Origin of the sequence: Clostridium sp. AF37-5 (genome assembly GCF_003477605.1) — a bacterium.
Taxonomy (GTDB): Bacteria; Bacillota; Clostridia; order Lachnospirales; family Lachnospiraceae; genus Eubacterium_F.
Map to the genome: position 1 here is coordinate 78,200 of NZ_QUDR01000014.1, position 9,575 is coordinate 87,774.

Annotated in this window: 10 protein-coding genes; 8 read left to right on the forward strand and 2 right to left on the reverse strand. The window is 41.2% G+C overall.

Annotated features, from left to right (window positions below; all coding sequences use genetic code 11):
• Window positions 1–7: 7 nt before the first annotated feature.
• Together DW019_RS09930 and fabV are read left to right on the forward strand one after the other, a co-directional pair.
• Window positions 8–688, forward strand: a complete 681-nt coding sequence (locus DW019_RS09930; RefSeq protein WP_022376585.1) for a hemolysin III family protein — start codon at window positions 8–10, stop codon at window positions 686–688.
• A 77-nt stretch (window positions 689–765) separates the two neighbouring features.
• Window positions 766–1,920: an enoyl-ACP reductase FabV gene (gene fabV / locus DW019_RS09935; RefSeq protein WP_118443249.1), complete on the forward strand. Its 1,155-nt coding sequence runs from the start codon at window positions 766–768 to the stop codon at window positions 1,918–1,920.
• A gap of 55 nt (window positions 1,921–1,975) precedes the next feature.
• Here the strand turns inward: fabV and DW019_RS09940 are convergent, their stop codons facing one another.
• Entirely contained in the window at window positions 1,976–3,295 is a 1,320-nt protein-coding gene (locus DW019_RS09940; protein WP_117478275.1) for an aspartate kinase, read from the reverse strand.
• 135 nt (window positions 3,296–3,430) lie between these two features.
• Here DW019_RS09940 and DW019_RS09945 point away from each other — a divergent pair, with 135 nt between their 5' ends.
• From DW019_RS09945 to DW019_RS09965, 5 genes are all read left to right on the forward strand, one after another.
• The gene (locus DW019_RS09945) at window positions 3,431–3,703 is read left to right on the forward strand and encodes a hypothetical protein (protein ID WP_118443250.1); all 273 of its coding nucleotides are present in this window, start codon (window positions 3,431–3,433) and stop codon (window positions 3,701–3,703) included.
• A gap of 75 nt (window positions 3,704–3,778) precedes the next feature.
• A complete protein-coding gene (locus DW019_RS09950) occupies window positions 3,779–4,858 on the forward strand; it encodes a CobW family GTP-binding protein (RefSeq protein ID WP_118443251.1) in 1,080 nt (359 codons plus the stop codon).
• A gap of 18 nt (window positions 4,859–4,876) precedes the next feature.
• On the forward strand, window positions 4,877–5,830 hold the full coding sequence (locus DW019_RS09955) for a GTP-binding protein (RefSeq protein WP_182431090.1): 954 nt from the start codon (window positions 4,877–4,879) through the stop codon (window positions 5,828–5,830).
• 268 nt (window positions 5,831–6,098) lie between these two features.
• Window positions 6,099–6,617 (forward strand): PaaI family thioesterase, encoded by a 519-nt coding sequence (locus DW019_RS09960; RefSeq protein WP_118443253.1) that lies wholly within the window; start codon window positions 6,099–6,101, stop codon window positions 6,615–6,617.
• A 73-nt stretch (window positions 6,618–6,690) separates the two neighbouring features.
• The gene (locus tag DW019_RS09965; RefSeq protein ID WP_117478280.1) at window positions 6,691–7,899 is read left to right on the forward strand and encodes an NADP-dependent isocitrate dehydrogenase; all 1,209 of its coding nucleotides are present in this window, start codon (window positions 6,691–6,693) and stop codon (window positions 7,897–7,899) included.
• A gap of 75 nt (window positions 7,900–7,974) precedes the next feature.
• Here the strand turns inward: DW019_RS09965 and DW019_RS09970 are convergent, their stop codons facing one another.
• Complete coding sequence (locus DW019_RS09970) at window positions 7,975–8,763, reverse strand: polysaccharide deacetylase family protein (RefSeq protein ID WP_118443254.1); 789 nt, start codon at window positions 8,761–8,763, stop codon at window positions 7,975–7,977.
• 150 nt (window positions 8,764–8,913) lie between these two features.
• Between DW019_RS09970 and DW019_RS09975 the strand changes: the two genes are divergently transcribed.
• Window positions 8,914–9,543: a C1 family peptidase gene (locus DW019_RS09975; RefSeq protein WP_118443255.1), complete on the forward strand. Its 630-nt coding sequence runs from the start codon at window positions 8,914–8,916 to the stop codon at window positions 9,541–9,543.
• The last annotated feature ends 32 nt before the right edge of the window (window positions 9,544–9,575 follow it).

Sequence of the window (9,575 nt, forward strand, 5' to 3'; positions counted from 1 at the left end):
TTTTAGCATGAAAAAAGTTAGAACACATTTGGAAGACCGTGTCCTTCCATCTTATACAAAAGGAGAAGAAATTTTTAATATGGTTTCGCATATTGCCGGTGGTGCGCTGGCAATTGCGGCACTGGTACTCTGTGTGATTTTTGCAGTAATACACACAGATGCATGGGGTGTTGTGGGAGCAGCTATTTATGGCTCCACGATGGTTGTGCTTTATGCGATGTCAAGTATTTATCATGGTTTGAAACCGGAAATGCCTAAAAAGGTGTTTCAGGTTATTGATCACTGTACAATTTATTTTCTAATCGCAGGAACTTATACGCCGGTCACTTTGACGGCACTGAGACCACAGTACCCGGTACAGGCATTTGTGATTTTTGGTATTGTGTGGGCGTGCTGTTTCATCGCGGCAACTCTGACGGCAATTGATTTGAAAAAATATCAGATTTTGTCGATGATTTGTTATCTTGCGATGGGATGGTGTATTATTTTCTTTATTAAACCGACGGTACAGTGTCTTGGTACCGGCGGAACCGTGTTTTTGTTTACCGGCGGTGTTGCTTACACGATTGGTGCAATTTTGTATGGTATTGGTAAAAAGAAAAAATATGTGCATTCCATTTTCCACTTGTTCGTGGTGGCGGGAAGTATTTTGCACTTTTTTATGATTTTGTTTTATGTTATACTATAGCGTAAAGTGTTCCCTTATGAATGGGGATGCGGGTTGTTTAGTAGCTTTGATTGATGCAAAAGAATTTGGAGGATAAGATGATAGTAGAACCAAAAGTAAAAGGATTTATCTGCACGACAGCACATCCTGCCGGCTGCAAAGAGAGTGTAAGAAGACAGATTGTTTATTGTAAAGAAAAAGGCATGGTGGAAGGACCGAAGAAGGTATTGGTGATTGGCTCTTCGACCGGTTATGGTTTGGCAAGCCGTATTGCAGTAACATATGGTTACGGGGCAGATACGATTGGCGTGGCATTTGAGAGAGAGTCCAATGGAAGAAGAACGGCAACTGCCGGCTGGTATAACACAAAGGCATTTGAAGAGTTTGCCAAAGAAGACGGTTATTATGCAAAGTCATTTAATGGTGACGGTTTTTCGGAAGAAATGAAAAATCAGGTAATAGAGACGATTCGCAAGGATTTTGGAAAAGTTGATATGGTTGTTTACAGTATGGCAGCTCCGAGAAGAACGATGCCGGATGGAACGACAGTATCATCTGTACTGAAAACTGTGGGAAAAGAACTGACAAACAAAACCATTGATTTGCGAAATAATGAAATTAAAGATGTAACGGTACCGGTTGCCAACGAAGAAGAGATTGAAAATACCGTCAAAGTTATGGGCGGTGAAGACTGGGAAGCATGGATTCAGGCACTTGTGGATGCAGATGTTTTGAGTGACAATGCTGTTACATTAGCATATTCTTATATCGGACCGGAACTGACTCATGCGATTTACAAAGAAGGCAGTATCGGTCAGGCAAAGAAACATCTTTTTGATACATCGAAAAAACTCACAAAAGAGTTTGAGGCGAAAGGATTGAAGGCTTACATCTCGGTGAATAAGGCGTTGGTTACACAGAGCAGTGCAGCAATTCCAATTGTCCCACTTTACATTTCTCTGCTTTATAAGATTATGAAGAAAGAGGGACTGCATGAGGGGTGCATCGAGCAGATGAACCGTTTGTTTATCGACAAACTGCCGGCAAAGGAAACGGATGCAGAAGGTTATATCCGTCTTGATGACTGGGAAATGGAAGATAAAGTCCAGAATGAAATAACAAAGCTTTGGGACTTAGTTACGACAGAGAACATTGACGAGCTTGGTGACATTGAAGGTTACTGGGAAGATTTTTATCACATGTTTGGTTTCCATTATGACAATGTGGATTATAGTGCTGATGTAGAAATTTAAAAATGACAGAAATAAAAAAGGGGCTGCCAAAATGGCAGCCTCTTTCAATTTGCAATTATAATCTTGCAACTACGAAAATATCATAGATAGCGCGAATTGCATCTTCGAAATCTTCATTATTTACACCGATGATAATATTTAACTCACTCGAGCCCTGGTCAATCATTTTTACATTGATATGCGCATGAGCAAGAGCGGAGAACAAACGACCGGCAGTACCACGTGTACTCTTCATGCCACGTCCTACAACAGCAATCAAAGCTAAATCAGATTCCAGATGAATGGTATCCGGTTTTGCTAAACGGTTGATGTCGGCAATGACTTCCTGCTCTTTTTCCTGAAATTCGTCCTGATGAACAAAAATAGTCATGGTATCAATACCGGATGGCATATGCTCAAAAGAGATACCATTGTCTTCAAAAGCGCTGAGGACTTTGCGACCAAAACCGATTTCGGAGTTCATCATATCTTTTTCAATATTAACGGCTACAAAGCCTTTTTTTCCGGCAATACCGGTGATGGTATAAGCAGGAATCCGGCAGGTGCTTTCTACAATCATTGTTCCATCGTCTTCCGGACGGTTTGTGTTTCGGATGTTAATTGGAATACCGGCTTTTCGTACCGGGAAGATTGCATCTTCGTGGAGTACGGAAGCACCCATGTAGGCAAGTTCTCGTAATTCCATATAAGTAATGGTATGAATGACTTCCGGATTTTTTACGATACGTGGGTCAGTAACTAAGCAGCCGGAAACGTCTGTCCAGTTCTCATACAAATTCGCATTAATTGCTTTGGCAACCAAAGAACCGGTAATATCGGAACCGCCGCGGGAGAAAGTAACAACTGTACCATTTTTCATGGCACCGTAAAATCCCGGAATGACAGCTCGTTCAATTTTATCTAAATAAGTGGCAAGAAGCTCGTTGGTGGTTTCAGAATCAAAAGACCCGTCTTTGTTAAAACGGATTACATTGGCAGCATCGACAAATTCATAGCCGAGGTATTTTGCCATAATTTTTCCGTTTAAGTACTCGCCACGGGAAGCAGCGTACATAGAACCTGCTTTTGCTACAAACTGTTTTTTAATGATTTCAAAATCTTCATCTAAAGAAAAATCGAGTTTCAAACCATTAATGATTTCGTTATAGCGGTCTTTGATTTGATTTAACTGCTTGTTGAATGCCTTGCTCTGTTCTGCCAGTTCATAGCAGTGATACAGCATATCCGTTACCTTCGTATCATCGGAAAAACGTTTTCCCGGTGCGGAAGGGACTACATAACGGCGGGATTCGTCTGCTCGAATAATAGCGCCAACTTTCATAAACTGTTCTGCACTGGCAAGGGAACTTCCACCAAACTTAACTACTTTTTTCATGAAACATCTCTCCATATAATTTTTTTGTGTCAAAGATTTACAGACACACGATTATAGTAAACCATGTTTTTTGGTATTTTTCAAGAGTTTTTTGTGATATAATAAGAAAAAGAAATTTTACAGAGGAGGATTTGTATGGAAGGAATTACATTATATTCCATTGATTATTATAAAAAAAGTGTTTTTAAAGGAAGTTACCGGGGGATGAATTTCAGAATTTCTAAAGACGGCGATGAGGAGGAAAAGAAACTTCTTGCGACTGCGTGGAAAGGACCGTTTATACTGGAAAAGACAAAGGAGGAGCCGGTGACGATGACGTTTAATTTTTCGGATGAGGGGCTTTTAGAGGCGGATGAATGGTTGACGAAACAGCAGAAACTGTTATGCCCGGGAGTAGGGGAAGAGTGACCTCTTGTAACTTTTTGAAAAACGAGTATAATACTAGTAGCAGAGAAACATAAGAATAAGGAGGTTATTATTACCATGACAAAAATTGATATTTTTTCCGGTTTTCTTGGTGCCGGTAAGACAACATTGATAAAAAAACTGATAAAGGAAGCTTTTCAGGGAGAAAAACTTGTCCTGATTGAAAATGAATTTGGTGAGATTGGCATTGATGGCGGTTTTATGAAAGATGCCGGCATTAATGTAACGGAAATGAATTCAGGATGTATTTGCTGTTCATTGGTTGGTGATTTTGGTGCCGCATTGGAAGAGGTACTTGAGAAATATCATCCGGACCGCATTATTATTGAGCCATCCGGTGTTGGTAAATTGTCGGATGTTATTAAGGCTGTCTCCGGTGTAATGGAAAGCCATGCCGATGTGCAGATGAATGGGTATGTTACGGTGGCAGACGCAACGAAGTGTAAAATGTACATGAAAAACTTTGGTGAATTTTACAACAACCAGGTTGAGAGTGCAAAGACAATTGTGTTAAGCCGGACCGGTAAAATTACGGATGAAAAGTTAGATGCTGCGTTGGCTTTGATTCGCGAGAAAAATGATAAGGCAACAATTATTACGACACCATGGGATGAGATTGATGGCAAACAAATTCTTGGTGCGATTGAGGAGAGTAATGCGCTGGAATTAGAATTGATGGAAGAAGAGGATGTATGTCCGGAGTGTGGACATCATCATGATCACGACCATGAACACCACCATCACCATGAGCACGGTGAGTGCGACCATCACGACCATGAACATGAACACCATCATCACCACGGGGATGGCGAGTGCTGTTGTGGACATGACCACGAGCATGGACATCATCACCATCATGCGGACGATGTATTTACAAGCATGGGTATCGAGAGTGCGCACAAATACAGTGAGGAAGAATTGACCGGTATTTTGAAAAAATTGTCTGCTGAGGATAATGGTTATGGAAACATTCTTCGCGCGAAGGGAATTGTACCGGCGACGGAAGGTGAATGGTTCCACTTTGATTTGGTACCTGGTGAGTACGAAGTACGCCGGGGCAGTGCAGACTATACCGGACGAATCTGCGTTATTGGAGCAGAGTTGAAAGAAAGTGAAATTAAGCAATTGTTTTTATGATAAGGAATGGAGGAAACTATGTTTGGAAATCGGGATATTCCGGTCTATTTGTTTACCGGTTTTTTGGAAAGCGGTAAATCAACATGTTTTCAGGAAATACTGGAAGAGGGAAATTTTGAAGACGGCTTGCGGACCTTATATCTGATGACAGAAGAGGGAGAAAAAGAAGTCGATGAAATGTTACTTCGCCATAATAAAGTGGACACGGTTTTGATTGAAGACGAAGAAGATTTGACGGAAGATAAGTGTAAGGAACTTGTGAAACAGTATAAGCCGGCACGAATTGTTATTGAAGTAAACGGAATGTGGGATTTGGTTAAGTTAATCAATGAAACCATTCCGGAAAATTGGATTGTTGTGCAGACTTTTACGACGGTCAATGCGGAAACATTTTCTGTTTATATCAATAATATGAAATCATTGATTATGTCGCATTTTCAGCAGTCGGATTTGGTTATTTTTAATCGTTGTTCATCCGATATGGACAAGGCATCCATGCGTCGAAATGTCAAAGCAATCAACCGCAGTGCCCAGGTTTTATTTGAATCAGAGGATGGCTCGGTTGAGAGTAATATTGAAGAAGAATTACCGTTTGATGTCACTGCAAAAGAAATTGTATTAGAAGATGACGATTTTGGATTGTGGTATCTGGATGTCAGTGAGCATCCGGAAAAATACGAGGGAAAAACGATTGTATTTAAAGGACAGGTATACCGAAATAGAACCTTCCCGAAAGATGCCTTTGTTCCATCCCGCGCGGCCATGACTTGCTGTGCGGATGACATCGCAAAAATCGGATTCATTTGCCATTACCCACAGGCTGATAAGTTTGCAACCAACGACTGGGTTATGGTAACGGTAAAAGTAAAACCGGAATTTAGCCGTAAACAACAAGCATTAGTGCCAATGCTTTGGGCTGACAAAGTCGAAAAAACCACTCCCCCACAAGAGGAAGTTGTATACTTTAGTTAGCTACAAGCCACGCACCAAAAGAGATGCGCCATGGCATGCAAGCTCGCTTGCAAATGCCATGGCGCATCTCTTTTGGTATGAGGCGACAGCCTCTATGAGCGGAGCCGGAGGCGGAGCGAATAGCGTGTGCTGTTTGGCGGAGCGAATAGCGTTGCATAAGGCAAGCTATCACAAATTTTATAGATGTTTTACAAACGTTGTGCTATACTACTAATAGACAAAAGACAGAAAGAAATTTAATCAATATTGAAAGTACAAGGAGCACAACATGAAGATACTTAGCAAACAAAAAAACAGCCGAATGTGCATGATTTGCGGGCTGGATAATGAATACGGCGTGAATGCACCATTTTACAACATGGAAGATGGCAGTGTGATGACGGTGTTTCGCTACAAAGAACAGCACCAGAGTTATCCGGGACGTGTGCATGGCGGTATGATTACGGCGATGCTTGATGAGATGGGGCTTCGTTCCTTGTGGGCGAAGGAATTGTCGGAGGAGACTTTTGGTGTGACGATATCGTTGGATACCAAATACCGCAAACCGGTTCCCTATGAGACAGAATTGATTGGGCGGGGTGTAGTTGTAAAAAACACGAGCCATTTTATTATTACAGATTCTTATATTATGGATAAAGACGGGGAAATTCTTGCAAATGGAAGAATTAAATACATAAAAATGGACACACAGAAGATTCAAGAGGGCGTAGAAGTGCATGAAGAAATGCCGTATCTTGTAGAGGATGGCAGGACAGAAATCGAGGGGCCATTCTTTGACAATCTGTAGCCACTATGCTATAGTAAAAAGCGACAATAATTTATGGAAAGCGTCCATGTGAACGTTTTGGTTAGGAGGAAAAATGAGTAAGATTCAGATGAAAACCCCACTTGTAGAGATGGACGGGGATGAAATGACCAGAATCCTTTGGCAGATGATTAAAGATGAGTTGTTGCTGCCATACGTTGATTTAAAGACAGAGTATTATGACCTTGGTCTGGAGTACCGCAATAAAACCAATGATCAGGTGACAGTGGATTCCGCAGAGGCAACAAAGAAATATGGTGTGGCGGTAAAATGTGCTACGATTACACCGAATGCTGCCCGTATGGATGAATATGATTTGAAAGAAATGTGGAAATCGCCAAACGGCACAATTCGTGCAATTTTAGATGGTACCGTATTTCGTGCACCAATCCTTGTTAAGGGAATCGTTCCTTATGTAAAAAACTGGACGAAACCGATTACAATTGCTCGTCATGCGTATGGTGATGTTTATAAAAATACAGAAATCAAGGTTCCGGGTAAAGGAACAGCAGAGCTTGTATTTACAGCTGAGGATGGAACACAGACTAAAGAAGTAATTCATAACTTTGATGGTCCGGGAATCATTCAGGGAATTCACAATACAGAAAAATCCATTTCCAGTTTTGCACGCGCATGCTTTAGTTATGCAGTGGACACCAAACAGGACTTGTGGTTCTCTACTAAAGATACCATTTCCAAAAAATACGACCATACATTTAAGGACATTTTCCAGGAAATTTATGATACGGAGTATAAAGAAAAATTTGAGAAACTTGGCATTGAGTATTTCTACACGCTTATTGATGATGCGGTTGCTCGTGTAATCCGTTCAGAAGGCGGCTTTATCTGGGCTTGTAAAAACTACGACGGAGATGTAATGTCTGATATGGTAGCTACGGCATATGGCGATTTGTCCATGATGACATCCGTTTTGGTATCACCAAGCGGTGTTTATGAATATGAGGCTGCACACGGAACGGTACAGCGCCACTATTATAAACATTTGAAAGGCGAAGAGACTTCGACTAATTCCATTGCAACTATTTTTGCATGGACAGGCGCACTCAGAAAGCGTGGAGAGTTGGATGAGATTCCGGAATTGATGGATTTTGCAGACAAACTGGAGAGAGCCTGCATTAAGACTGTGGAGGATGGAAAAATGACAAAGAGTCTTTCTCTTATTTCCACATGTGAAAATCCGGTAATTTTGAACAGCCTTGAATTTATTCAGGCAATTCGTGAGACATTGGATTCTTTGATGTAACATATAAAAAAACAGACCACTGTGATACTGTAAAAGTGCAGATATTGCAGTGGTCATTTTTTGGTATCGGCAGGGTTAGTTTTTAACCTGCCGTCCTTCTGTGTTTATCGTGTAATTATCTTTCATAATCAAAGCAGAAATTGGTACGAGTTGAAATCCTTTTTTCTTCAAAATTGTTAAAAGTTCATCCAGCGCTTCGGCGGTGTGTTTTCCGCCATTGTGGCAGAGAATAATCGAACCGTTGCCAAGATGTTTGTGCTCTGTGACGCGGCGTATGATGGTGGCGGCATCGTAATCTTTCCAGTCGAGGGAATCCACATCCCACTGAATCGGATAATATTTATTTTCCCGGCACACACGGATAAGAGTGTCGTTATAGTCCCCGTAAGGAGGGCGGAACAAAATCATATCTTTACCGGTTAGTTTTTTTACTTTTTCATGAGGTTTCATAATTTCTTCTTTGCATTGTGCGGCCGATAGCTGTGACATCTGTTTGTGGTTTTCACTGTGGTTTCCAAGGTCATGCCCGCCGGCGGCAATTGCTTTTACATCGTCCGGATATTTTTCAATCCAGCCGCCTGTCATAAAAAAGGTTGCCTTTACTTTGTGTTTTTTCAGCGTGGCAAGAAGTGATGCGGTGTCGTCGTTTCCCCAAGCCGCATCAAAGCTGATTGAAATCTGCGGTTTTTCCTTTTCTACGCAGTAGATGGGAAGTTCTTTTTCATGAAGCAGAGATTCATTGAAAACGGCACGGTTTTCCGGATAAACAAAAAAACTTGTTGCGAGCAAAGCAAAGGATGTCAGGACGATGGCACCGATTTTTGTAAAAAGAATCAGTTTTTCCCGTTCTTGTTCGATGTTCATAGATTACCCCGCTATCGTTTTGCTATAGTTTATGGAGAGAAAATGCTTATTATGACAGGAAATCTTTTTTCTTTGCAAGTGTGTATGAATATGGTAAGATTACTACATAAGAAAATTTATGAATGAATCATTTACGAATGGAGGTATATCATGAAAAGAAGAAATTTATTGGCAGCAGTGCTTAGCTTTTCGCTGGTAATAGGGATGAGTGCACCGGTGGATTTGGCACAGGAAAGTAAGAAAACGCAGACCGCAGTATCCATCGAGGATTCGGTCGGTGAGACTTCAAAGTATGGCTATCTTCCAATTCATCGGAAACTATTAAATTCGGATGATTTGTCATCCGGCAGAAAGAAAAAGGCAGCAAAGACAACGATTCCGTCATCGTTTAATGCCAGAGAGGAAGGGCTGTTGACGGATATCAAAGATCAAGGAAAAACGGGCATGTGCTGGACAATGTCTGTGATGGGAGCGTCTGAAGCAGATATTATACAGGATGGCTCTGAAGAATCTCCGGATTTATCAGAGTATCATCTGGCATATTCGACATACAACAAAGCCGACGATCCGCTTGGTTTGACGGTAGGGGATATTTGCAGGCCAAGAGAGAAGAATAATGATTTGTATGGCTGGGGCGGAAATTCCGTTTTAGCAACTGCTACATTAGCCAGATGGCAGGGAGTTGTAGATGAATCAGTTGCTTCTTTTGAAGATTTACAGAACAAAATTAATCGTAACGTAACGGCTGACTTACCGGATGAGGTGACAAACTATAAATAGTCAAGAGGTTTTTGAAAAAAATTATACTTGTA